This is a genomic window from Thiomonas arsenitoxydans, assembly GCF_000253115.1.
GTDB lineage: Bacteria > Pseudomonadota > Gammaproteobacteria > Burkholderiales > Burkholderiaceae_C > Thiomonas > Thiomonas arsenitoxydans.
In genome coordinates, this window is record NC_014145.1 from 2,111,040 (window position 1) to 2,135,460 (window position 24,421).

At 64.0% G+C, this 24,421-nt stretch carries 23 protein-coding genes and 1 other RNA gene; 16 read left to right on the forward strand and 8 right to left on the reverse strand.

Annotated elements, in window-relative coordinates:
* The first annotated feature begins 123 nt into the window (after window positions 1-123).
* Window positions 124-930 carry an energy transducer TonB gene (locus THI_RS09870; RefSeq protein ID WP_013106114.1) on the forward strand — a complete coding sequence of 269 codons (807 nt, stop codon included), beginning with the start codon at window positions 124-126 and terminating at the stop codon, window positions 928-930.
* A 91-nt stretch (window positions 931-1,021) separates the two neighbouring features.
* Here the strand turns inward: THI_RS09870 and THI_RS09875 are convergent, their stop codons facing one another.
* Window positions 1,022-2,653 (reverse strand): isovaleryl-CoA dehydrogenase, encoded by a 1,632-nt coding sequence (locus tag THI_RS09875; RefSeq protein ID WP_013106115.1) that lies wholly within the window; start codon window positions 2,651-2,653, stop codon window positions 1,022-1,024.
* 123 nt (window positions 2,654-2,776) lie between these two features.
* Between THI_RS09875 and THI_RS09880 the strand changes: the two genes are divergently transcribed.
* The 12 genes from THI_RS09880 to THI_RS09930 all read left to right on the forward strand — a co-directional run bounded on the left by THI_RS09880 (window position 2,777) and on the right by THI_RS09930 (window position 14,828).
* Complete coding sequence (locus THI_RS09880; RefSeq protein WP_013106116.1) at window positions 2,777-4,588, forward strand: ArnT family glycosyltransferase; 1,812 nt, start codon at window positions 2,777-2,779, stop codon at window positions 4,586-4,588.
* Complete coding sequence (locus THI_RS09885; protein ID WP_013106117.1) at window positions 4,585-4,956, forward strand: SMR family transporter; 372 nt, start codon at window positions 4,585-4,587, stop codon at window positions 4,954-4,956. The genes THI_RS09880 and THI_RS09885 overlap by 4 nt, the downstream gene beginning before the upstream one ends.
* Window positions 4,957-4,966: 10 nt before the next feature.
* A complete protein-coding gene (locus tag THI_RS09890) occupies window positions 4,967-6,103 on the forward strand; it encodes a DegT/DnrJ/EryC1/StrS family aminotransferase (RefSeq protein WP_013106118.1) in 1,137 nt (378 codons plus the stop codon).
* Window positions 6,100-7,122 (forward strand): glycosyltransferase, encoded by a 1,023-nt coding sequence (locus THI_RS09895; protein ID WP_013106119.1) that lies wholly within the window; start codon window positions 6,100-6,102, stop codon window positions 7,120-7,122. Before THI_RS09890 ends, THI_RS09895 begins: the two co-directional genes overlap by 4 nt.
* On the forward strand, window positions 7,119-8,048 hold the full coding sequence (locus tag THI_RS09900) for a formyltransferase (protein ID WP_013106120.1): 930 nt from the start codon (window positions 7,119-7,121) through the stop codon (window positions 8,046-8,048). The genes THI_RS09895 and THI_RS09900 overlap by 4 nt, the downstream gene beginning before the upstream one ends.
* On the forward strand, window positions 8,045-9,100 hold the full coding sequence (locus THI_RS09905) for a bifunctional UDP-4-keto-pentose/UDP-xylose synthase (RefSeq protein WP_013106121.1): 1,056 nt from the start codon (window positions 8,045-8,047) through the stop codon (window positions 9,098-9,100). Before THI_RS09900 ends, THI_RS09905 begins: the two co-directional genes overlap by 4 nt.
* A 61-nt stretch (window positions 9,101-9,161) precedes the next feature.
* An RNA gene (ffs, locus tag THI_RS18455) (signal recognition particle sRNA small type) lies at window positions 9,162-9,260 on the forward strand.
* Window positions 9,261-9,418: 158 nt separating this feature from the next.
* On the forward strand, window positions 9,419-9,748 hold the full coding sequence (gene trxA, locus THI_RS09910; protein WP_013106122.1) for a thioredoxin TrxA: 330 nt from the start codon (window positions 9,419-9,421) through the stop codon (window positions 9,746-9,748).
* A gap of 224 nt (window positions 9,749-9,972) precedes the next feature.
* Window positions 9,973-11,235 carry a transcription termination factor Rho gene (rho, locus tag THI_RS09915; protein ID WP_013106123.1) on the forward strand — a complete coding sequence of 421 codons (1,263 nt, stop codon included), beginning with the start codon at window positions 9,973-9,975 and terminating at the stop codon, window positions 11,233-11,235.
* Between the two features lie 140 nt (window positions 11,236-11,375).
* Entirely contained in the window at window positions 11,376-11,636 is a 261-nt protein-coding gene (locus THI_RS09920) for a type B 50S ribosomal protein L31 (protein ID WP_013106124.1), read from the forward strand.
* Between the two features lie 131 nt (window positions 11,637-11,767).
* Window positions 11,768-13,465, forward strand: a complete 1,698-nt coding sequence (locus tag THI_RS09925) for a hypothetical protein (RefSeq protein ID WP_050986047.1) — start codon at window positions 11,768-11,770, stop codon at window positions 13,463-13,465.
* 10 nt (window positions 13,466-13,475) lie between these two features.
* Window positions 13,476-14,828, forward strand: a complete 1,353-nt coding sequence (locus THI_RS09930; RefSeq protein WP_013106126.1) for an MATE family efflux transporter — start codon at window positions 13,476-13,478, stop codon at window positions 14,826-14,828.
* Window positions 14,829-14,907: 79 nt separating this feature from the next.
* Here the strand turns inward: THI_RS09930 and THI_RS09935 are convergent, their stop codons facing one another.
* From THI_RS09935 to dapC, 7 genes are all read right to left on the reverse strand, one after another.
* Window positions 14,908-15,300, reverse strand: coding sequence for a DUF6858 family protein (locus tag THI_RS09935; RefSeq protein WP_013106127.1), 393 nt, complete (start codon window positions 15,298-15,300; stop codon window positions 14,908-14,910).
* Window positions 15,301-15,574: 274 nt separating this feature from the next.
* Window positions 15,575-17,524: an ABC-F family ATP-binding cassette domain-containing protein gene (locus THI_RS09940; RefSeq protein ID WP_013106129.1), complete on the reverse strand. Its 1,950-nt coding sequence runs from the start codon at window positions 17,522-17,524 to the stop codon at window positions 15,575-15,577.
* Entirely contained in the window at window positions 17,521-18,471 is a 951-nt protein-coding gene (gene prmB / locus THI_RS09945) for a 50S ribosomal protein L3 N(5)-glutamine methyltransferase (RefSeq protein ID WP_013106130.1), read from the reverse strand. The genes THI_RS09940 and prmB overlap by 4 nt, the downstream gene beginning before the upstream one ends.
* Entirely contained in the window at window positions 18,468-19,616 is a 1,149-nt protein-coding gene (gene dapE / locus THI_RS09950) for a succinyl-diaminopimelate desuccinylase (RefSeq protein ID WP_013106131.1), read from the reverse strand. Before dapE ends, prmB begins: the two co-directional genes overlap by 4 nt.
* 30 nt (window positions 19,617-19,646) lie before the next feature.
* Window positions 19,647-20,798, reverse strand: coding sequence for a PilT/PilU family type 4a pilus ATPase (locus THI_RS09955; protein WP_041608979.1), 1,152 nt, complete (start codon window positions 20,796-20,798; stop codon window positions 19,647-19,649).
* A gap of 46 nt (window positions 20,799-20,844) precedes the next feature.
* Window positions 20,845-21,666 carry a 2,3,4,5-tetrahydropyridine-2,6-dicarboxylate N-succinyltransferase gene (gene dapD, locus THI_RS09960; RefSeq protein WP_013106133.1) on the reverse strand — a complete coding sequence of 274 codons (822 nt, stop codon included), beginning with the start codon at window positions 21,664-21,666 and terminating at the stop codon, window positions 20,845-20,847.
* A complete protein-coding gene (dapC, locus tag THI_RS09965; protein ID WP_013106134.1) occupies window positions 21,663-22,874 on the reverse strand; it encodes a succinyldiaminopimelate transaminase in 1,212 nt (403 codons plus the stop codon). Before dapC ends, dapD begins: the two co-directional genes overlap by 4 nt.
* A 195-nt stretch (window positions 22,875-23,069) precedes the next feature.
* Between dapC and THI_RS09970 the strand changes: the two genes are divergently transcribed.
* The 3 genes from THI_RS09970 to THI_RS09980 are packed head-to-tail and all read left to right on the forward strand — an operon-like array spanning window position 23,070 to window position 24,412.
* Entirely contained in the window at window positions 23,070-23,663 is a 594-nt protein-coding gene (locus THI_RS09970; RefSeq protein ID WP_013106135.1) for an RNA polymerase sigma factor, read from the forward strand.
* A gap of 22 nt (window positions 23,664-23,685) precedes the next feature.
* The gene (locus THI_RS09975) at window positions 23,686-24,138 is read left to right on the forward strand and encodes an anti-sigma factor family protein (protein ID WP_013106136.1); all 453 of its coding nucleotides are present in this window, start codon (window positions 23,686-23,688) and stop codon (window positions 24,136-24,138) included.
* Entirely contained in the window at window positions 24,122-24,412 is a 291-nt protein-coding gene (locus THI_RS09980) for a DUF3106 domain-containing protein (RefSeq protein ID WP_041608980.1), read from the forward strand. The genes THI_RS09975 and THI_RS09980 overlap by 17 nt, the downstream gene beginning before the upstream one ends.
* Window positions 24,413-24,421 lie beyond the last annotated feature (9 nt).

Genomic DNA, 24,421 nt, shown 5'->3' on the forward strand with positions numbered 1-24,421 from the left:
TCTGCGCAGCGTCTCAAGGAAACGCTGGGCCGCCCTAAGTTTCCTTGACCCCCACGGGGGGCGGGCTGGGCCTAGCCCGGCCCAGGGGCCGCTCAAAGCGCCCGGACACGCCGACTTGTCGTAATGAACACCCTTCCCTCTCTGACGCCCCCGCCTCGGCTCATCCCCCTGCTCGCCCTCGCACTTGGCGTTCTGCTCGCGCACGCCTTGCTGCTCGCCTGGCTGGTGTTCACGCCCACCCAGGCGCCCAACAAGCCGGAACAGCGGATTGAATGGATCACCTTGCAGAAAGCACCGCTGCCTGCCGCGCGGCCCCCTGCGCCCCCCCAGGCGGCTGCGGCCGTGCCGCCACCCGAAAAAACGCAGCCCGCCCCACCGAAAAAGCACTTCACCCGCCCCGCTCCGCCGCATCCGACCTCGCAGATCCCACCGGCACCCCAGCGCCCGCAGCCAACGAAGCCCGTCTTGCCACGCGCGAACACGCCGTCGATCGAGCCGACCGTAGCGCCTGCGGTCCCTCCTGCTCCCGACCTCCCGGCGATAGCTGCCACGCACAGTGCGGCCCCGCAGGTCGCCACGCCGACAGTGGCACCTGGCCCGCCCCATCCCGGGGCGGCGGCCTCCGCTGCGCCCGAGCCCGTCATGGAAACTGCCGCCTCGTACAAGGCGGAGTATCTCGACAATCCGCCGCCGCCTTATCCCCGGCTGTCGCGCCAATTGGGTGAGGAGGGCACGGCCCTGCTCAAGGTGCAGGTTGGCCCGAATGGGCGCCCGCTGCAGATCAAGCTCATGTCGTCCAGCGGCTATCCGCGGCTGGACGAGGCCGCCGAGGCGACTGTGGCGCAATGGCGCTTTGTGGCCGCCACGCGCAACGGTCAGTCGGTCGCATCCTGGGTGCTAGTGCCGATCAAGTTCCGCATTTTGAATTGAGACCACCCCGAAAACCTTCGCTTCGCTCGGCTCTCCCCTCAAGGGGCAAGAAGCTCTAGGGGCGGCCCAGCGAGCCTCTTGAGATCTCTGCTCACGCCGTTTGCAGCGCTCGACTGAGCAGCAGATCGAAATCCGTCGCCTTACTCAAGGTGCCGAAGCCTCCGCCCCACTCACCCCCGAGCCGGGATGCGCAGAAAGCCTGGGCGATCGGCTCCGGTGCGTGCCGCAGCAGCAAAGCGGCCTGCAGAGCCAGCACGAGGTCGTGGGTCAGCGCCCGGGCGCGCGATTGCTGCGCGTCGGTATCTCGCAGAGCCGCCGAGAAGCGCTGCAGGTGCGCGTCGAAATGGGCGTTGCGCCCCTGCGCCTGGGCGAGTTCAGCCATCAGGGCATCGGCGGTGCGCGGGTTTTTTCCCAGGGCGCGCAGCACGTCCAGACACATCACATTGCCCGATCCTTCCCAGATGGAATTCACCGGCATCTCGCGGTAGATGCGCGCCTGCATATCCTCTTCGACATAGCCGTTGCCGCCCAGCACCTCCATCGCCTCGGCGGCGAGTTCGGCGCCGCGTTTGCAGATGCGAAACTTGCCCGCCGGCGTGAGCAGGCGCCGCAGCAGCGACTGCGCCTCGTCGTGCTGCGAGTCGAAGGCCTGCGCCAGCCGCAGGGCCAGCGCGATCGCGGCTTCGACCTCCAGCGCCATGTCGGCCAGCACATTGCGCATCAGCGGCTGATCGATCAGCGCGGCGCCGAAAGCCTGGCGGTGCCGCGCGTAGTGCACCGCCTGGCTCAGGGCCTGGCGCATCAGCCCGGTGGTGCCGAGCACGCAATCCAGCCGGGTATAGGTGCCCATTTCGAGAATGGTCGGCACACCGCGCCCTTCTTCGCCGAGCAGATGCCCCCAGGCCCCCTGAAATTCCACTTCGGACGAAGCGTTGGAACGGTTGCCCAACTTGTCTTTGAGCCGCTGGATCAGCACCGGGTTCTTGCTGCCGTCCGGCGCCCAGCGGGGCACGAAAAAGCAGCTCAGGCCGCCCGCGGTCTGCGCCAGTACGAGATGGGCGTCGCATTGCGGCGCGGAAAAAAACCACTTGTGCCCAGTCAGGCGGTAGCCGCCCGCGCCGTCGGGTTCGGCGCGGGTGGTGTTGCTGCGCAAGTCCGACCCGCCCTGCTTTTCGGTCATGCCCATACCGATCAGGCCGCCGCGCTTTTGCGCCGGCGGCAGATCGCGCGGATCGTATTCCGGGCGCATTAGCGTAGGTAGCCAGTCGCGCGCCAGCAGGGCGTCGCGCGACATCGCGGGAATCGCGCCGTAGGTCATGGTGGTGGGACACATCGACCCGGCTTCGATCTGCGTTTGCAGAATGAAGCCCGCCGCCCGCGCCACATGCGCCCCCGGCTGCGGCCGCGCCCAAGGGCCGGTGTGCAGGCCGCGCCGGGCGATGTCGCTCATCAGCGCATGCCAGGCCGGGTGAAACTCGATCTGGTCGCGGCGAAAGCCCCTGGCATCGAAAGCGCGCAGAACTGGCGTGTTCTGGTTGGCCAGTCGCCCCTGCTTGTAGCTGGCGGCGGTGCCAAGCTCCGCGCCCTGCCGCGTGAGTTGCTCCTCCGCCCAGCCGCCGCCAGCACGGGCGAGCGCCTCGCGCAGCGCGGGATCGGCGGTGAACAGGTTGTAATCCTGCAAGGGCGGGGCTTGATTGGTCACATCATGGGTGGGCCAGGTCATGAGAGTCTCCGGTTCAATTTCGTGTGCTCTGCATTGCAGCACCGACCCACAGTGGCGTGCAAGGAACAGCCCGTTACCATGCTCGACTATCCGTCCGAGCCTCACCCATAACACGCTTGCCCCATGTCGCAATCCACACAAGACTTTTCCGATTCAGACACCGGCCCCGGCCGCGGCCTGACCAGGCTGCTGTTTGCCGCCCTCGTCGTTCTCTGGCTGGGCACGCTGGGCTGGCGCGATCTGGTTCCGACGGACGAAGGCCGCTACGCCGAAATTCCGCGGGAAATGGTGGTGACGGGCGACTGGGTCTCGCCCCGGCTCGACGGTTTCAAATACTTCGAAAAACCGCCGCTGCAATACTGGGCGACTGCGGTGACTTATGAAGTGTTCGGCTTCGGCGAATGGCAGGCGCGTCTGTGGACAGGGCTCACCGGCCTGTTCACGGTGCTGTTCACCGGCTGGGCCGGAACACGGCTGTTCAACCGGCGCACCGGGGTGTTTGCCGCAGGCGTGCTGGCGAGCATGTTTTACTGGAACGCGATGAGCCACATCAACACGCTGGACATGGGCACCGCAGCCACCATGTCCGCGAGTCTGATGGCCTTTCTGCTGGCGCAGCGGCCAGGCGCCAGTCGCGCCCAGACCCGTTGGTGGATGTGGGCCACCTGGGCCTTCATGGCGCTTGCCGTGCTGTCCAAGGGACTGATCGGCATTCTGCTGCCCGGCGCCGCGCTGGTGCTCTACACCCTGATTTACCGCGACTGGAAGCTGTGGACGCGGCTTTATATCTTCAGCGGTCTGCTCATTTTTCTGGCCATTGCCGCGCCCTGGTTCGTCTGGGTGCAAGCGCGTAATCCCGAGTTTTTCGACTACTTTTTCATCTATCAGCAGTTCACCCGATTTCTCACCAGCGAACTCAAACGTCCCGGTCCGTGGTGGTACTTCTTTCCCATCCTGATCCTGGGCGTGCTGCCCTGGCTGGGCAGTCTTGTTCCCGCTCTCTGGCGCGGCGCGGCGCGGCCCGCGCAGCGCGGTGCGGCATTTGGCAGCGCACAGGGGCGCACCCTGCATGCACAAGGCATGCTGGTGATTTGGGTGGTGTTCATTTTTGTGTTTTTCAGCATTTCCAAATCCAAGCTGCCGTCTTACATCCTGCCCATCTTCCCGGCCATTGCACTATTGATCGGCGACTATCTCGACCGGGCGCGGCCCAGAGTGCTGCGCTGGCAGTTTGCTCTGCTGGCGCTGCTCGGGCTGGCGGCGGTGATCGGCTTCACGCAGTTGTACCGATTGGGCAACGCCACCACGCCCGGCGCGCTGTATCAGCAGTTCGGCTGGTGGCTCGAAGGCACCGCAGCGCTGGCGCTGATCAGCGGGCTTGTGGCTTGGCGCTGGGAGGCGCAGGGGCGGCGCACCGCGGCCGTGCTGCTGGTCAGCGTGGCGATGACGCTGGGGTTCTCGCTGGGCATCCAGCAGTTCCAGATTCTGGGCCGCACCGCATCGACCAAGGATGTGGTCCACGCCATCCGGCCCTGGATTCTGCCGGGCCAGCCGTTCTACGCCGTGGGCACTTATGACCAGACTTTGCCCTTCTACATCGACCGCACCGTCACCTTGGTTGAGTATCAGGGCGAGCTGCATTTCGGCATTACTCAGCAGCCCGGTCTGTGGGTGCCGACCTACGCCGATTTCGCCCGGCGCTGGAACGAGGACAAGCAGCCTCTGGCGCTGATGTCGCCGTCCACCCTGCCCGCGCTGCAGGCGCTGCATATGCCGATGACGGTGATCTACCGCACTTCCCGCTTCGTCGTCATCGCCAAACCGGGGCAAGACTACGCCGCGGCCGCCCAAGCGGCAGCGGCGCTGCTGCCCGCAGATTGGAACGCAGGGCCGTCGCTGGTTTCCCCGCAAGCTGAAGCCGGAGCCCAGCGATGAGCGCGGTCGCCTTTGGCCTGGTGCTCACCGGCGTGCTGCTCAACGCGGCGGCGCAGTTGCTCATCAAATCTGGGGCCGAAACCGTGGGGCGCTTCAGCTTCACCGCGAGCAATATCTGGCACGCCGGGCTGCACTTCGCCCTGCAATGGCAGATTCTGCTGGGGTTGACGTTCTACGCGGTCTCCGTGGCGGTGTGGATCCTGGCGCTCACGCGCGTGCAGGTCTCCATCGCCTATCCCATGCTGTCGCTCGGCTATGTGGTGACCGCCTTTGCCGCGTGGTGGCTGTTCGGTGAGGCACTCACCGCGCAGAAACTCGTCGGCATTGCCGTCATCATCGTGGGCGTCATCATCGTCGCCCGAGCCTGAATTCAACTGTATGAATCCGCAAGACATTCTTCCCTTCACCCGCCCGGACATCGACGAAGACACCATTGCCGGTGTCGTCGAAGTGCTGCGTTCGGGGTGGATCACCACCGGCCCCTGGTGCGCTCGCTTCGAGCAGGCACTGTCCGATTACTTCGGCGGACGCCCGGTACTCGCCTATTCCTCCGGCACCGTCACCATGGAGATCGCGCTCAGGCTGCTGGGCGTCGGCCCGGGCGATGAAGTCATCACCACGCCGCTGTCCTGGGTGGCGACGAGCAATGTGATTCTGGCGGTGGGCGCCACACCGGTTTTCGTCGACATCGATCCCGCCACCCGCAATATCGACGCCAACCGCATCGAAGCGGCCATCACGGCGCGCACCCGGGCGATCCTGCCCGTTCACCTCGCCGGCTTGCCGGCCGACCTGGATGCGATCTATGCCATCGCCGCCCGCCACGGTCTGCGCGTCATCGAAGACGCGGCTCAGGCCATCGGCAGTCTGTGGAAACACCAGCGCATCGGCAGATTTGGCGACTTTGCCTCGTTCAGCTTCCATCCGAACAAAAACATCACCTCCATCGAGGGCGGCTGTCTGGTGCTTCCTGCCGACGCCGACGTCGATCTGGCCCGCCGCCTGCGCCTGCAAGGTGTGCAGCGCAGCGGCCTGGACGGCATGGACGTCGATGTAGTGGGCGGCAAGTCCAATCTCACCGATGTGGCCGCGCGTGTGGGCTGGGGGCAGTTGCAGCACATCGAACGCTTCAACGCCCGCCGCCGAGATCTGGCGCAGCGCTATTTCGCCGCGTTCGATGCGCTGGGCGTCGAGGCCAGGGGCGTGCAACTGCCGCCGCGTGATTTCATTCAGAGCAACTGGCATATGTTCCAGATCGTGCCGCCGCCGCAAGTGCAACGCGCCGCCCTGATGCAGGCGCTCAAAGACCGCGGCATCACCACCGGCGTGCACTATCCGCCCATCCACCTGTTCAGCCTATACCGCAAGCGAGGCTTCCAACCCGGCGGCTTTCCACACGCCGAAACCGTGGGCGCTTCCATTCTCACCCTGCCGCTTTTTCCTGGGATGCAAGACAGCGATGTGACCCGGGTAACTGACGCCCTCGACGCCGTGCTGCGACAATTCGGCCTATGACTCTGCATGCTCACCCCGCCGTTTCGGTGGTCGTTCCCGTCTACAACGAAGAGGCCGGACTCGCCGCGCTGTTCTCCCGCCTCTACCCCGCTCTCGATGCGCTGAACGAGCCCTACGAAATTCTGTTCGTCAACGACGGCAGCCGCGACCGCTCGGCCGCGCTGCTGGCCGCGCAGCAACGTCTGCGCCCGGATGTCACCCGCGTGGTGCTGTTCAACGGCAACTACGGTCAGCACATGGCCATCCTCGCGGGCTTCGAGCACACCCGCGCGCCTATCGTCGTCACCCTCGACGCCGATCTGCAGAACCCGCCCGAAGAGATCGGCAAACTCGTCGCCAAAATGCGCGAGGGCTACGACTATGTCGGCACCATTCGCCGCATGCGCCAGGACAGCCGGTTTCGCCGCTATGCCAGCCGGGCGATGAACTGGACGCGCGAAAAAATCACCAACGTGCGCATGACCGACCAGGGCTGCATGTTGCGCGCCTACGGCCGCGACGTGGTCGATACCGTCAACCGTTGCACCGAGTCCAACACCTTCGTGCCCGCGCTGGCCTACACCTTCGCGCTCAAACCCACCGAAATCGAAGTGGCGCACGAAGAGCGGCAGGCGGGCGAGTCCAAATACTCACTGTTCAAGCTCATCCGCCTGAACTTCGATCTGGTCACCGGGTTTTCTCTGGTGCCGCTGCAGCTCATGTCTTACTCGGGCATCTTGCTGTCGCTCGCCTCGGGCGCGCTATTCCTCTACCTCATGGTGCAGCGCTTCGTCGAAGGTTCGCAGGTACAGGGGGTCTTCACCCTGTTCGCCATTACCTTCTTCCTGCTCGGCGTGGTGCTGTTCAGCATCGGCCTGCTGGGGGAATACATCGGCCGCATTTATGAGCAGGTGCGCGGACGTCCGCGTTATCTCGTTCAGGCCGTGTTACAGGATCTGCCCCCCGAGCCCGGCGTGTTCGTGCCGCATATCGCGCAGGCGGCCAACGCTACGCAACGAACCCCCGCCCCGCTGCCGTGAACGCCGTCGTCTTCGCCTATCACAACGTCGGCGTGCGCTGCCTCAAAACGCTGCTCGCGCGGGGTGTGCAGGTGCAACTGGTCGTCACCCACCCGGACAGCCCGACCGAAACCCTGTGGTTCGATCGCGTGGCCGACGTGGCGGCAGAGGCCGGCATTCCCGTGGTCTATGTGGACGACGCGGTTGACGCGGCGCTCATCGACCGGGTCGCGGCGCTTTCGCCCGACTTTCTGTTTTCCTTCTACTTCCGCCGCATGCTGCCCGCGCGGTTGCTGGCCGCCGCAAAAATCGCCGCGCTCAATATGCATGGCTCGCTGCTGCCCAAATACCGCGGCCGGGTTCCGGTGAACTGGGCCGTGCTGCACGGCGAAACCGAGACCGGCGCCACCCTGCACATTATGGAAGCCAAGCCGGATGCGGGCGACATCGTCGCGCAGCAGGCCGTACCCATCCTGCCTGACGACACCGCCAAGGAGGTGTTCGACAAGCTCACCGTGGCCGCCGAAATCGCGCTGTGGAACGTCCTGCCGCAGTTGATGCGCGGGGAAGTGCCGCGTCGCCGCAACGATCTGTCCGTCGGCAGTTATTTCGGCGGTCGCAAGCCCGAAGACGGTCGCATCGACTGGAACCAGTCAGCGCAATCGGTTTACAACCTCATCCGCGCCGTGGCCCCGCCCTACCCCGGCGCATTTTTCGATCACCAGGGCCGGCGTTTCATCGTGGCGCGCGCCCGCATCGCGTCACCATCACTGCGTGCGCGAATCGCCGACAAAAGTACGGTCGGCCTGCATATCGCAGAGGGGCAACTATTGGCCCGAACCGGCGATGGCGGCGCACTCCACATCGTCGAACTATGGGATGCCGACCAACCTGGCATTCCCCTGAACGATCTACAAATTTCGGAACTCGCAACACAGCAATCATGAAAAAAGTCCTCATCCTCGGCGTCAACGGCTTCATCGGTCATCATCTCTCCATGCGCATCCTCGCCACCACCGACTGGCAGGTGTACGGCATGGACATGAACGCCGACCGCGTGGAAGACCTCACCGCCAACAAGCGTTTCAAATTTTTCGAAGGCGACATCACCATCAACAAGGAGTGGATTGAGTACCACGTGCGCAAATGCGACGTGATCCTGCCCTTGGTGGCCATCGCCACGCCGGCGACTTATGTGAAGGCGCCGCTGCGGGTTTTCGAGCTCGACTTCGAGGCCAATCTGCCCATCGTGCGCGCTGCGGTGAAACACAAGAAGCATCTGGTGTTCCCGTCCACCTCCGAGGTGTACGGCATGAGCGGAGATGCCGAATTCGATCCCGAGAACTCGCCGCTGGTCTACGGCCCGATCAACAAGCCGCGCTGGATCTACGCCTGCTCCAAACAGTTGATGGATCGCGTCATCGCGGGTTACGGCCAGCAGGACGGCCTGAACTACACCCTGTTCCGCCCGTTCAACTGGATCGGCGCCGGACTGGACAATATTTTTTCGGCGAAGGAAGGCAGCTCCCGCGTCGTCACCCAGTTCTTGGGCCATATCGTGCGCGGCGAAACCATCAGCCTGGTCGATGGCGGTCACCAGAAACGCGCCTTTACCGACATTGACGACGGCATCGACGCGCTGATGAAAATCATCGAAAACAAGAACGGCGTGGCCAGCGGCCAGATCTACAACATCGGCAATCCGGCCAACAATCATTCGGTGCGCGAACTCGCCGACATGATGTTGCGCCTGGCTGCCGACATGCCCGAATACGCCGAATCGGCCAAGAACGTGAAGGTGGTGGAAACCAGTTCGGGCGCGTATTACGGCGCGGGTTATCAGGACGTGCAAAACCGCGTGCCCAAAATCACCAACACCATGCGCGACCTCGACTGGGCGCCCAAGGCCGACATGCAGACCGCACTGCGCAAGATTTTCGAGGCCTATCGCGGCCAAATCGCCCAGGCGCGGGCGTTGATGGAAGAAACGGGCGATTGACTCGGCGCCCCGCCACACGCGCTGCAGTGATGGCCCTGCGATTGCCCCTACAATACCAATCGACGGGCCGCCTCGCATCGCGGCGCGGTGAACTTGGTCAGGTCGGGAACGGAGCAGCCACAGCCGTTTACCGTGAGTGCCGGGGGAACGGCTCGTCACCCCAACACTCTGCCTGCCCGCTGCGTCTGATGCGCGCTTGTTCATCGGCAACCCAAAGGCTTTTTGTCGCAGCGCTGATTCCGCAGCCACCACACGCGTTCAGCGCCACAGCGGCAACTTGTGTCAAAATCCCCATCAAATCTTTCTATCGAGGTGACCATGGCTAGCGAACTGATCAAACACACCAATGACGCCGATTTCGAGCAAGACGTGCTGAAGTCCGGCGTTCCCGTTCTCGTGGACTTCTGGGCCGAGTGGTGCGGGCCTTGCCGCATGATCGCGCCCACGCTCGACGAGATGGCCAGCGAATACCAGGGCAAGCTCGCCATCATGAAGGTCAATGTGGACGAGAACCGCAGCATCCCCGCCAAGTTCGGCATTCGTGGCATTCCCACCCTGCTGCTGTTCAAGAACGGCGAACTGGCTGGCAACAAAGTGGGCGCTGCCTCCAAGTCCCAATTGACAGCTTTCGTCGACGCCCATCTATAATTTTTTATCGCGCGGTGCAGTTCGCAATCCTCAAGCATCGCACCGCGCAACAGTCAGGTTGAACCGCCGCGCCAGGCAATTCAATCGCCGTGACACCCCGCCGTGCACCCTTGGCACGGCCCACATTCCCTCACGATTCTTTTAGCTGCTTGCGCGTGCTGCTCTGATGCACGCACCGTCTGACGACGGATATTGCGCAGCCTCCCCTTCCCGAGTTTTTCATCATGCATCTGTCCGAACTCAAAGCGACGCACGTCTCCAAGCTGCTTGAAATGGCGCAGTCGTTCGAGATTGAAAACGCCAGCCGCCTGCGCAAGCAGGAACTGATGTTTGCCATCCTCAAAAAGCACGCCCGCACTGGCGAGCAGGTGTTCGGCGACGGCTGCCTTGAAGTTCTGCCAGACGGCTTCGGCTTTCTGCGGGCGCCCGAGTCGAGCTATATGGCGTCACCCGACGACATCTACATCTCGCCCAGCCAGATCCGCCGTTTCAATCTGCACACTGGCGACTCCATCGAGGGTGAGGTACGTGTACCCAAGGATGGCGAGCGTTACTTTGCTTTGGTGAAGGTCGACCGCGTCAACGGCGTGACCCCTGAGGAGAACAAGAACAAGATCATGTTCGAGAACCTCACGCCGCTGTTCCCCACGGAGCACATGCGTCTGGAGCGCGACATCAAGGGGGAAGAGAACATCATCGGCCGTGTGATCGACATCGTGGCCCCGATCGGCAAGGGGCAGCGCGGCCTGCTGGTCGCCCCGCCCAAAAGCGGCAAGACCGTGATGCTGCAGGCGCTTGCGCATGCCATCACCAACAATCATCCTGAAGTGGTGCTCATCGTGCTGTTGATCGACGAGCGCCCGGAAGAAGTGACTGAAATGCAGCGCTCGGTGCGGGGAGAAGTGGTCAGTTCCACTTTCGACGAGCCCGCCGTGCGGCACGTGCAGGTCGCCGAAATGGTGATCGAAAAGGCCAAGCGTCTGGTAGAACTGAAAAAAGATGTGGTCATTCTGCTCGACTCCATCACTCGCTTGGCGCGGGCATACAACACCGTCATTCCAACCTCCGGCAAGATTTTGACCGGTGGGGTCGATGCCAACGCCCTGCAACGCCCCAAGCGCTTTTTTGGCGCGGCACGCAATATCGAAGAGGGTGGATCGCTGACCATCATCGGCACCGCGCTGGTCGATACTGGCAGCCGCATGGACGAAGTGATCTACGAAGAATTCAAGGGCACCGGCAATATGGAAATCCATCTGGATCGCCGTCTGTCGGAGAAGCGCGTTTATCCCGCCATGCTCATCAACCGCTCGGGCACACGCCGCGAGGAACTGCTGCTCAAGCCTGAAATCCTGCAAAAAGCCTGGATTCTGCGCAAGCTGCTCTATCCCATGGACGAGATTCAGGCGATGGAATTTCTGCTCGATAAGATGAAGCAGACCAAGAACAACGCCGAATTCTTCGATCTGATGCGCCGAGGCGGTTGATCGCCCGAAAAATCTGCGACAATGTTGCATTTTGCCAAGTACCGACTGTTTGCAACAGCCGCATGCAGCGCTCGTTTGCAACAAGCCCAGGCGTCGGCGGCTAGCGTTTGATCGTCAAGATCGTTACCCAAGGAACCCCCATGAAATCAGGAATCCACCCCCAGTACCGCGAAGTCTGCTTCCTCGACCTGTCCACTGGTTCGCAGATTCTCATCTCGTCCACCGCGCAGACCCGCGAAACCATCAAGCTCGACGACGGCCGTGAGGTTCCCCTGTACAAGGTGGAAACCAGCGCCGAATCGCATCCGTTCTATACCGGTCAACAAAAGAGCATCGATACGCTGGGCGGCCGCGTCGAGAAGTTCCGCCAGAAGTTCGCCAAGGCTGCGGGCAAGGCCTGAGGCGCATCGCGCGCCTTTCGCGCCACGGGGTTGTACGCAGCAACCCCTGAGTTTCAACCCATAACGGGCAGCCTGGCTGCCCGTTGTTGTTTCCCACGCATCCGCCCTTCTCATCCGCCATCGCACTCGCCATGAGTTCGCCGTTTTCTCACGGACAGACCCGCAGACCGCGGGTGCGCCCCTCGCTGCAGCCCGGTGCGGTGGGCAAACTGTCGCGGCCGCTGCTTCTGCTTCTGTGTGCGGCCTACCTTCTTCCGGGATTCATCGGTCGCGATCCCTGGCGCACGGATGGCCTGAGTTTTGCGGTGATGTGGCAGATGGCGCAGGGTCTCACGTCCTGGGTTCATCCCACGCTTTACGGGCAGGCGGTCAGTGGAGGCTGGCTGGCCCACTGGCTGGGGGCGGGATCGATACAACTCCTGGGTTCCTGGCTGGGACCGGTGCTCGCGTCGCGGCTGCCGTTCATGCTGGCATTAGCGGCGAGCATGAGCCTGACGTGGTACGCCGCCTTTCACTTCGCCCGCCACGACGACGCCCAACCGGTGCGGCCCGCGTTTGGCCCGCCCATCGCTCCCAACGACTATGCCCGCGCCATTGCCGATGGGGTGCTGCTGACCTTGCTGGCCACGCTGGGCCTGTTGGGGCGCGGTCACGAAGCCTCGACCCAGGTCGTGCAACTCGCCGCGGTGAGCGGCATCTTGCTGGGGATATCACTGCTGCCGCGAAAACCCTGGAAATCGGCCAGTCTGATCGCCACGGGCTTGCTGTGTCTGGCGCTGACGGCGGCGGGATGGTTTGCCCTGCTGCTGAGTTTTACGCTCGGTCTCGTGCTGTGGGGCAGTCTGCGCCGCGCCAACTGGGCACTCATGCTGGCGTTGGCGATCGGTGTGTTGTCAGCGCTGTGGGCCGAATCGCAGATGGGGTGGATGCTGCGAGGCAAATGGCCTGATCTGGATACTCTGGCCAACTTCTTTCGCATCGGGCTGTGGTTCACCTGGCCGGCCTGGCCGCTGGCCGCGTGGGGTTTGTGGCGCTGGCGTGAGTCCCTGATGGCCTGGCATCTGCGGCCCGCCTGGGCTCTTGCAGCCCTGGCCTTGCTGAGCGCACTGGCGCTGGGCAACAACGACAAGGTTTTTCTGTTGGCCCTGCCGCCCCTGGCCATTCTGTCGGGATTCGCGCTGCCGGTGTTGCGCCGCGCGGGCCTGGCAGCGATCGACTGGTTTGCCGTGCTGTTCTACAGCCTGCTGGCCTTGGTGGTCTGGGTCATGTGGCTGGCCATGTTTATCGGCTGGCCGGCCAAGCCGGCCGCCAATATTGCACGGCTGGCGCCCGGCTTTCAATTCAGTCTCGACCCCGTCGCCCTGGCGATTTCGCTGTTCGCCACTCTGGCCTGGGGTGCGGTGGTTGTTTGGCGTACCGGCCGCCACCGTCACCCCTTGTGGAAGGGCATGGTGTTGTCGGCCAGCGGCGTGACCCTGGCCTGGGTGCTGGTGGGCAGCTTGTGGATGCCAGTTCTGAACTATGCGAGCACCTACCGCAACGTGGGGCGCGAGGTCGCGCATGCAGTGCAGAGCGCCAGCGCGCTGTCGATGCAGGTCGGCTCGCCCTGCTTGCAGCCTGTGGCCATCGATCTGACCACGCAGGCGCTGATCGGCTACTGGAGCCGGCTCGATTTCTCCGCCTCACGCAAGGCGCAATGCACCTATGCGCTGGGGGCACGCGCGCCGCTGCCTGCGTCGCAGTGGCGTCTGATCTGGCGTGGCGGCCGTCCGGGGGATCGCGGCGGCACGCTCTATCTGTACCAACGTCTCGCGCCTTCACGCCCCTGAGCCGTTTCCCATGCGTCCTCTGCGCAATCTGTTGCGGCTGGCGGTGAGTGTGCTCATCGGCCAGCTTGCCGTCATCGGCTTCGGTGTGGCCGATACGGTGATGCTGGGGCACTTCGCCTCCACGGCCAGTCTGGCCACTCTGTCCATCGGGCAGGCAATTTACATCACCTTATTCGTCTCGCTCTCCGGCGTCACCCAATCCCTCTTGCCCACGCTCGGGCGAGGGTTCGGGGCGGGTCAGCCCGGCGCGGTGGGGGCCAGTTTCCGCCAGGGACTCTGGCTGGCCGGAGGTCTTTGCGCTCTGGGCATCGCGGTGCTGCTCTGGCCGCAGCCACTGCTGGCGTTGACCAGTCAGGCGCGCGATGCGACGGTTGATCGCTATCTGGCGATTCTCGCTCTCGGCCTGCCGGCGGCTCTCGCCTTTCGGGTGCACGCCGCGCTCAGCCAGGCCATTTCGCGCCCCTTGCTCACCGCCGCGCTGCAGATCGGAGGCCTGGGCGTCAAGCTGTTGCTCAATGCTGTGTTTCTATTGCCCGGTCAATTTGGCCTGCATGGCATGACGCCGCTGGGTGCGCAGGGCTGCGCCGCCGCTACCGTGTTGACTCAATATGGGCTGCTTGCCGTGGCGCTGCTGCAGCACCGCTACAGCGCCGCGCTGCGCCCCTATGCCGCGCTCTCGCGTTGGGAGTGGCCCAACTGGAAGGCGCAAGCGCATTTGCTGCGTCTGGGCGGGCCGATCGGTCTGAGCCTGCTGGTCGAAGTGTCGGCCTTCACCTTCATGGCGCTGTTCATCGCCCGGCTGGGAGACACCGTGCTCGCGGCCCACCAGATCACCGCCAACTTCGCCACCGTGCTCTATATGTTGCCGCTGTCCATTTCCATCGCTACGGGCTCGGTAGTGGCCCAGCATCTGGGCGCCGGCCATACCCGGGCCGCGCGGCACACGGCCTGGAGCGGCGTGGGGGCTGCTGCGCTGCTCTCTGTCATCATCGGCCTGGTCGTCTGGCTGGAACGTGGGCGCATCATCGGCTGGTACACCTCCGACCCGCAGGTGCAGGCCGTGGCTTATCACCTATTCCTGTTCATCGCGCTCTATCAGGTGTTCGACGCGGTGCAGTCCACCAGCGCCTTCATCCTGCGCTCGTACCACATCGCTCTGCTGCCCAGCATGTTGTACGCGCTGTCACTATGGGGGGTCGGCCTGGGGGGCGGCTATCTGCTGGGATTCAACACGCTGGGCATCACCCCGCCCGCGCTGCAAGGCGCCGCCGGATTCTGGATGGGCAACACCACGGGATTGGCGATCGCAGCAAGCTGCTTTTCCGCGCTGTTGTGGCGCGCGGCTCGCAGGGCTCCAGGGTAGTTTTTCGGCACACAAAAAAACGCCGCGGACTTCGCAGTCGCGCGGCGCCTTGGTCAGGCTGAAAGGGCCGGAGCCGACATCAGTCTTTGTTGTGCAGGCCCTTGGTCCAGGCTTCCATGGCTTCGTTGGCAGGGGCCATCGGCGCCTCGAGGAAGGTGACCACAAACTTGTCGCCCATATCGGCAATGCCGATGGAGCGGGGACGCACCGCCAGCACCATGGGATTGGGCAGCGCGATGCCGAAGCAGAAAATCACTTCGGCTGCGGCCTTGATCTCCGGCGCAATGGTGCCGCCGATGTTGGTGGTGTGTTCGAAATGGTCGAACACGGCGATGAATTTCACCTTGGGGTTGGCCGCGATCTTTTCCTTGAAATACGCCACCACTTCATCGACCGTGGTGTAACGCGTTTCGGATTTGGAAACTTCGGCAACGTAAACGGGGTATTTTTCCTGCAGCAGGGTTTGTTTCATGGGTACTCCGGGATGGCGCGCAGACAGGTCGGCGCTGAGGTGAATGAACAACCGAGTAATTTACTCGGATAGAAACGTCCGCATATCAGCATGGATCAAATTTCGCGGCGGGCGCGCATGAGAAAACGTAGGGCCGTCCCAAGTTTTCTTGCCCACCTCGCGGCTTGCAAGCCGCTCGGATTCGGCTCCGTCCAAGCTGCCGCAGGGCAGCTTGGAGCCGCGGGCCTCATCCCCCTCGGGGGGCCTGGCGCGAAAGCGGCAGGTCTGGGGGCTCTCAAACCGATTGCAAAGACTCCAGCTGTTCGCCCAGTTCGAGCCAGCGCTCTTCCAGCGCGCCGATGCGCTCGGCCAGGGCGTGATGCCGCCGACCCTGCTCCACCCGTTCGGCAGCTGGCGTGTCCGGGTGCGCCAGCGCGGCCTCGATGGCGGTGCGCTCGGCTTCGAGTTGACGCAGCTCTTGTTCGACCCGAGTGAACTCAGCCTTGACCGGCTTGAGCTGTTGCGCGCGCTGCTGCCGCTGCTCGGCCTGCAGGCGGCGCGCTTCTTTGCGGTCGGCGGCGGGCAAGGGTTCGTCTGCGGCGGCGCCAGACGGCTGCGGCCTGTCTTGCGCCGCGCTCTGCCGCTGCGCGGTGCGCGAGAGCGCCCATTGCTGATAGTCGTCGAGACTGCCGTCGAAATCTCGAACCTGACCGTCGGCCACCAGCCAGAATGCGTCGCAGGTGGCGCGCAGCAAGGCCCGGTCGTGCGACACCAGCAGCACGGTGCCCGCGAAGTCCTGCAAGGCCATGGCGAGCGCCTCGCGGGTGGGGAGATCGAGGTGGTTGGTCGGCTCGTCGAGCAGCAGCAGATTGGGTTTGCGCCAGATCACCAGGGCCAGCGCCAGCCGCGCTTTTTCGCCGCCGGAAAAGCTGCCGCAGGCACGGGTCATCATGTCACCGTCGAACTGATAGCGTCCGAGCCAGTTACGCCATTCCTGCTCCGTGGTGTTGGGGGCGATGTCGCGCGCCAGATGCTGCATGTGCTGCAGCGGCGACTCATCCAGCCGCAGCACATCCACTTCCTGCTGCGCGAAGTAGCCGATCACCAACCCTTTGCCTTCTCGGCGGTGCCCGGCCCGCAGGGGCAACACCCCGGCCAGCGTTTTCACCAGCGTGGACTTGCCCTGCCCGTTCGCCCCAAGAATGCCGATGCGCAGCCCACCGGTGATGTCGCGCGCCACCGAGCGCAACACCGGCGGATCGCCGTAGCCGCAATCGGCCTCGCTCAAGGTGAGCAACTGCTGCGGCAGGCTCAGCGGCTCCAGCAGTTCGATGCGCAGCGCCCCGCTCAGATAGACCGGCGCCAGCCGCTCCATGCGCTCGAGCGCTTTCATGCGGCTCTGCGCCTGCCGCGCCTTGGTCGCTTTGGCGCGGAAGCGTTCGACAAAGCGCGTCAGCCGCGCGATGTCTTGCTGCTGGCGGGCAAACGCCGCTTGCTGCTGCATGAGTTTTTCGGCGCGCTGCTCTTCGAACAGGGTGTAATTGCCGCCGTAGCGGGTGAGCTTGCCGCCGTCGAGATGCACGGTGACGCGGCACACCGCGTCGAGAAATTCGCGGTCGTGCGAAATGACCAGCAGCAGACCGGGATAGCGCGCCAGCCATTGCTCCAGCCAGACCAGGGCGTCCAGGTCGAGGTGATTGGTCGGCTCGTCGAGCAGCAGGCAGTCGCTGGGCGCGAACAGCGCCTGCGCCAGGGCCAGCCGCATGCGCCAACCGCCGGAGAACTGCATCACGGGCTTGCGCAACTCGGCCACGCTGAAACCCAGGCCGAGCAGCAAGGCTTCGGCGCGGGCGCGGGCGGTATAGCCGTCGGCCAGTTCAAACGCATGCTGCGCTTCGGCCAGGGCATGACCCGAGGCTTCGTCATGTTCGGGCGCGGCCATGGCGGCCTGCAGCGCCTGCTGCGCGGCTTGCAGGGCCACATCGCCTTGCAGCACGAAATCGGTCGCGGTGCCGTCGGAGTCGGGAACGTCTTGCGCCACCGTGGCTAGGCGCCAGTTCGCTGGCTTTTCCAACTTGCCCGCATCTTCATGCAGGCCGCCGAGCAGCAAGGCGAACAAAGACGTTTTCCCCGCGCCGTTCACTCCCACCAGGCCGACCTTGTCGCCGGGGTGCAGGGTCAGGCTGGCGTGATCGAGCACCACCTGAATGCCGCGGCGCAAGACGATGTCGGTGAGCCGGATCATGTCCCTGCTCCGGGCGCGAAGGCGAGTCGCAAATCGTCCGCCAGCAGCACGCAGACGCCTTCGGCATGCAGCTCGGTCTCCAGCCAGATCGCCGGTAGCGTGGGAAACGCGGCCTCGAAAGCCGCGCGCTCGTTGCCGACTTCCAGCACCACGATGCCCCGCGCTGAAAGGTGCGCGGGCGCGTCGTGGAGAAAACGTCGCACCAGATCCATGCCGTCCGCACCGCCCGCCAGCGCCATCTCCGGCTCATGGCGATATTCTTCGGGCAGGGCCCGCATGCTGGCGGTCGGCACATACGGCGGGTTGCACAGCACCAAGTCGTAGGCCTGGGATGGTGCAGCAGCGAGCGAGGCCCAGAGGTCGGAGGCGACAAGCCGCAGCCGGTGCTGCAGGGCGTAGGCCTCGCGGTTGATCTCGGCTACAGCCAGCGCGTCGGCAGAAAGATCGACGGCGTCTACCTGCGCATCGTCCCAGACGAGCGCGGCCAGAATGGCCAGGCAACCAGAGCCGGTGCACATATCGAGCACGCGGTGAGGCGGTTCAGTCAGCCAGGGGTCGAGCGCGCCTTCATCGAGCAGTTCGGCAATGAATGAACGCGGCACGATGACGCGCGGATCGACCACGAAGCGCAAGCCCACCAGCCACGCCTCGCCCAGCAGATAGGCCAGGGGCTGTCGGGTGGCGATGCGTTGCGCCGTCACCGTCTCGATCTGAAGCGCCTGCTGCGCGGTCAGGGATTGATGGGCGTAAGTAGCAAAATCACCGGCCTCGCTCGCAGGCAAGCCCGCGGCGTGCAGCACCAGCCAGGCGGCCTCGTCTTCTGCGCTGGCGCAGCCATGTCCGTAGTCGAGATCAGCGGCTTGCAGCGCCTGAGCCGCCAACGCCCAGGCTGTGCCCAAGGTGCGAACGGCTGAAATCGCCCCCGTTCGTTGCTCCAGCGGCGTCATGCCACCAAGGCCTCGAGGGTGCGGCGATAGATATTTTTGAGCGGGTCGATGGCGTCTACTTCGACCCATTCGTCGATCTTGTGAATGCTGGCATTCACCGGCCCGAACTCGACGACTTGCGGGCAGATCTTGGCGATGAAACGGCCGTCGGAGGTGCCCCCGGTGGTGGACAGCTCGGCCGCGTTGCCGGTCTCGGCGTGAATGGCCGATTGCAGCGCGGCGGAGAGCGCGCCGGGCGCCGTCAGGAAGGGTTCGCCGCCCAGCGTCCAGTCGAGCGTGTAGTTCAGCGCGTGGCGGTCGAGGGTGGCGTGGACGCGCTGCTTGAGCTGATCGGGCGTTGACTCGGTGGAAAAGCGAAAGTTGAAATCCACCACCAGTTCGCCCGGAATGACATTGGTCGCCCCGGTGCCCGCATGAATATTGGACATCTGCCAGGAAGTCGGCGGGAAGTAGGCGTTGCCTGCATCCCAGGTGAGGCCCGCCAGCTCGGCCAGGGCGGGCGCGGCGAGATGAATGGGATTTTTCGCCAGATGCGGATAGGCGATATGCCCCTGCACGCCACGCACCGTGAGCCGACCGGAGAGCGAACCGCGCCGCCCGTTCTTGATCACGTCGCCCAGCTTCGCGGTGGAGGTAGGCTCGCCCACGATGCACCAGTCCAGACGCTGGCCGCGCGCCGCCAGCAGCTCGCACACCTTGACCGTGCCATCGCGCGCCGGGCCTTCTTCGTCGCTGGTGAGCAAAAAGGCGATCGCATGGCTCGGTTGGGGATGCGCCGCCAGAAACTCCTCCACCGCCACCACCATGGCGGCCAGCGAGGTTTTCATGTCTGCGGCTCCGCGGCCATACAGCTTGCCATCGCGCACCGTCGGGGTGAACGGCGGGCTTTGCCACTGATCCAGCGGCCCGGTGGGCACGACGTCGGTATGGCCGGCAAACACGAGCACGGCGGCATCCGCCTTCGAACCCGGGCGCAGGGCCCAGAGATTGGTCACGCGAAAGTCGGGCGGGCCGCTTTCCACCGTTTCGCAAACAAAGCCCAGCGCTTGCAAACGGTCGCGCAGCACCTGCTGACAACCTTCGTCTTGCGGAGTGATGGAGTGGCGGGAAATCAGGTCATGGACCAGGGATTGAGTGGGAGACATGCGGCAAATGGGGAGCGCCCGGCCTCGCCTTCAGCGCGGCGAGTCCAGGTCGAGGGTGATTTCAGTGAATGAGGGCGTATCGTCCTCGATTGCCTCGGCGGGCGCCGCCTGCTTGCGCAGCGTCGAGTCGTTTTCCAAACGCCAGAGCAGATTGGTCGGCGAATCGGCGTAGGCCAGGGCTTCTTCGCGGCTGACCACGCCGTCGATCACCATGGTGGCCAGCGCCTGCTCGAAGGTCTGCGAGCCTTCGGCCATGGACTTTTCCATCGCTTCCTTGACGCCGGAAAAGTCGCCCTTCTCGATCAACTCGCGCACGAGCTGGGTGTTGAGCATGATTTCCACAGCGGGCGTCAGCCCTCCGGCGGTCGCCCGCAGGAGCCGTTGCGACACAATGCCCCGCAGGCCCGAAGCCATATCGTTGAACAACGCGGCGCGCTGATCCATGGGATAGAAGCCCACAATGCGATTGAGCGCCTGATAGCTGTTGTTGGCGTGCAGTGTGGCCAGGCAGAGATGGCCCGAGAGCGAGTACTGCAGGGCGGCACTCATCGTGGCCTGATCGCGGATTTCGCCAATCATGATGCAGTCGGGCGCCTGCCGCAGCGCGTTTTTCAGGCCCACCGCCAAAGACTCGGTGTCGATGCCCACTTCGCGCTGGTTGACGATCGACTTGCGATTGGAGAACAGATATTCGATGGGCTCTTCAAGGGTGAGAATGTGCCCGGTTTTGTTGGCATTGCGATAGTCGATCATCGCTGCCAGCGTGGTGCTCTTGCCCGCGCCGGTCGAGCCCACCATGAGCAGCAGGCCGTGCTTTTCCATCACCAGATCGGCCAGCACGCCGGGCAGGTTGAGCGACTCCAGCGCCGGAATTTCTCCGGGGATGTAGCGCACCACCATCGCCACGCTGCCGCGCTGGCGGAACGCGCTGATGCGAAAGCTCCCCAGCCCCGGCCGCGGCAACCCCAAGTTGAGTTCGCCGGTGCGGGTGACCTCCGCGGCCCGCTCATGCCCCACGGCTTCAGCCAGCAGCCGGAAGGGCTCCTCTGGAGTGAGAACCTGCCGGTTCACTGCCACCGCATGACCATTGATGCGGATGAGGATGGGAGCATGCGGACTGATGTAGATGTCGGAGGCTTTCTTCTCCGCCATCAGCTTGAACAAGCGCTCCATTGCCGACATACACCCCCCCTAGTTGTTTGAAACTGCAGATTCGCGCAGGCTGCGCTCAGGTCCGCAGCAGTTCGTTGATGCTGGTCTTGGAGCGCGTCTGCGCATCCACCCGTTTGACGATCACGGCGCAGTACAAGCTGTATTTGCCATCGCTGCTAGGCAGGTTGCCGCTGACCACCACTGAACCCTCGGGAATGCGGCCATAGCTCACTTCGCCAGTGGCGCGGTCGTAAATCTTGGTCGATTTACCGATGTAAACGCCCATCGAAATGACACAGTTGTCTTCGACGATCACACCCTCCACCACCTCCGAGCGCGCGCCGATGAAGCAGTTGTCGCCGATGATGGTCGGGTTGGCCTGAATGGGTTCGAGCACGCCGCCGATGCCCACGCCGCCGGACAGATGCACGTTCTTACCGATCTGCGCACACGAGCCCACGGTGGCCCAGGTATCGACCATCGTGCCCTCGTCCACATAAGCGCCGATGTTCACATACGACGGCATGAGCACCACATTGGGCGCGATGTAAGAGCCATGCCGGGCCACGGCCGGCGGCACCACGCGCACCCCGGTGGCGCGCATCTGCGCTTCGTCGAGGTTGTGAAACTTGGTCTGCACCTTGTCGAAAAAGTGCAGATCGCCGGCCTGCATGGCCACGTTGTCGTGCAGACGGAAGCTCAGAAGCACGGCCTTTTTCAGCCACTGGTGCGTCACCCACTCGCCGCCCACGCGCTCGGCCACCCGCAGTTTGCCCACGTTAAGCTGGTCGATCACATGGCTGACCGCCTCGCGCAGTTCCGCCGGTGCATTGGCCGGGCTGTATTCGGTGCGGTTTTCCCAGGCCTGGTCGATAAGGGTCTGCAGTTGTTGCGTCATGGTGAAGGTCTTTGTGAGTGGATCGGTTCAGAACAATAGGCGGCAATACGGCGGGCGGCTTCGACGCATTCTTCCAGCGGGGCCACCAGCGCCATACGAATACGACCGCGCCCCGGATTGACGCCGCCCTGCTCCCGCGCCAGATAGCTGCCCGGCAAAACGGTGACATTGTATTTTTCGAGCAGCCCGCGGGAAAACTGCGCATCATCGCCCGGCGTAGCCGCCCAGAGGTAGAACCCGGCATCGGGCAATTGCACGTCGAGTACCGGCTGCAAAATCGGCAGCACGGCGGCGAATTTTTCGCGGTACAGCGCGCGGTTGTGCTCGACATGCGTTTCATCGTTCCAGGCCACGGCACTTGCGGCCTGCACAGCCGGCCCCATCGCGCTGCCGTGGTAGGTGCGATAGCGGGTGAAGGCCGCGATCAGCTTGGCATCGCCCGCGACAAAGCCGGAGCGCAGACCGGGCACGTTCGAGCGCTTGGAAAGCGAGGTGAAAAACAGCAGGTTGCGAAAGTCCGTCCGCCCCAGTTGCCATGCGGCTTCCAGTCCGCCTAGCGGAGGCTGCGCGCCGAACCAGATTTCTGAATAGCACTCGTCGCTGGCAATGACAAAACCGTGCCGGTCGGACAGATCGAACAGCAACTTCCACTCTTCCAGGGGCATGACCGCGCCTGTGGGATTGCCCGGCGAGCAAACGTAGAGCAACTGCGTGCGCTGCCACACCGCCTCGGGCACTGCCGCCCAATCGACCGCGAAATTGCGCTGCGCATCCACCGCGGCGAAATACGGCTGCGCGCCAGCGAGCAACGCAGCACCTTCATAGATTTGATAGAACGGATTGGGACAGACCACCGTGGCCCCGGCCCGGCTCGCGTCCACCACGGTCTGCGCGATGGCGAACAGCGCCTCCCGCGATCCGTTGATCGGCAGCACCTGCGTCTGCCCGTTCAGCGGCACACCGTAGCGCCGGCTCGCCCATTGAGCGCACGCCTCCCGCAGTTCCACCGTGCCGGCCGTACTCGGATAGACCGCCAGGCCATCGAGATGGGCGGCCAGGGCGTCGCGAATAAAGGTCGGGGTGGGATGCTTGGGTTCGCCTATACCCAGGCTGATCGCAGGCCACTGCGCGGGCGTCGTCACTCCCTGGTGGAGCGCGCGCAGTTTTTCAAACGGATAGGGCTGAAGCAGGTCGAGGCGAGGGTTCACGGCAAGCGCTGGGACGGGATGGCGAAAGGCGCTGCCATTCTACGGAGCCCTGCGCAGGCGCAAACCGGGCGGTGTCACAGAAATTTTCAGTCTGGCGAGCGAATCCGCTGTCATCACGGCACCTGGAACGGCGTTACAGAGGCTAAGACCCCGTTTTCGACCGAAACCCACCCGCCAGAACTGGCCCACTATGCTATGGATCATGCTTATGCCCTCTCCCCAGCGCTCGTGATCGACACCTCGCAACACGATTCGGTCGCGCTCAACCGCTTTTGCGCCGAGGTGCGCGTGCGCGCCACGCGTATGGCGCTGATCGAATTGCGCGACGCCGCCCTGGCTGCCGATGTGGTGCAGGACAGCCTGCTCAAACTGGTGAGCAACTACAAGCTGCGACCGGCGGAGGAATGGGCGCCGCTGTTCTACAGCATTCTGCGCAACCGCATCACCGACATGCACCGTCGGCGCAAGGTGGAGAAGATTTTCGATTTTTTCTTCTCCAGCGACGAAGAAGAGGATCAACCGCCCAGCTGGGAACAGATTGCCGACACCGCCCTCGGCCCGGAGCAGGAAGTCGCCAACGGCCAGCTTGCCGGACGTATTGCCGATGCCATTTCCGCCCTGAGCCCGCGGCAGCGCGAGGCGTTTCTGCTGCGCGAAATGGAAGGTTTGTCCATCGTGGACACGGCGGCGGCGATGAAAGTCAGTGAAGGCAGCGTCAAAACGCACCACATGCGCGCGCTCACCCGCTTGAGGGAATTGCTTGAATCCGACCATCCCGCTAAAGTTTGAACTGCCTGAATCAGGTGACATCATGACGACCCGCAACCATCTCACTTCCGCTCAGATCGACCACTATCGCAGTGGTCTAGCGTCGGCTGAACAGGCGGCGCATATCGAAGCTCATCTGAAAAATTGTCCGCAGTGCCAGCAAGAGTTGCAGTTCGGCCAGCAGCTGAGCCAACTTCTGGCGCCCCTGCCCCAGCTTGCTGCACGTCTGCCGCGCCGATCTTCTCGCTCCGTGCGCTGGCCCCGGGTGTTTGCCGCAGGCATGGCCACCGCTTCGCTGGCCTTGGCGGTGTTCATCAGCGTGCCGCACCTCGCAGGCAACATCGCAGGCAGCAACGGGGCTTATCCGGGTGGATTTGACTCCCAGTCACTCAGCCCGCAGGTGGCTGACGCGGTTCAAAACATCGAGTTTTATCAGTGGCTTTCCAATCACCCGCAAATGCTGCAACAAGGGCTGCAAAATGGCAATCCGGCTTGAGTGCCATTCGACCCAATCGCGCGCCCAATTTCGCGCCCAACTGCGTAAGGCAAGACTGACCGCGGCGGCCATCGCCATCTCTGCGTTTGGAGTGATGGTGATGGCGCCGACGGCCTCTGCAAATCAGCGCGATGGCCAAGGCGCATACCAGCAGTGGGAGCGCATGCCGCCACAGCAGCGCGAGCGCATTCTGCAGGAGCAAGAGCGCTTCAAGCGCCTTCCGCCCAGCGAGCAGGAGCGGCTGCGGCGTGAGTACCAGCAGCGGCGCCAATAAAGCGAGTTT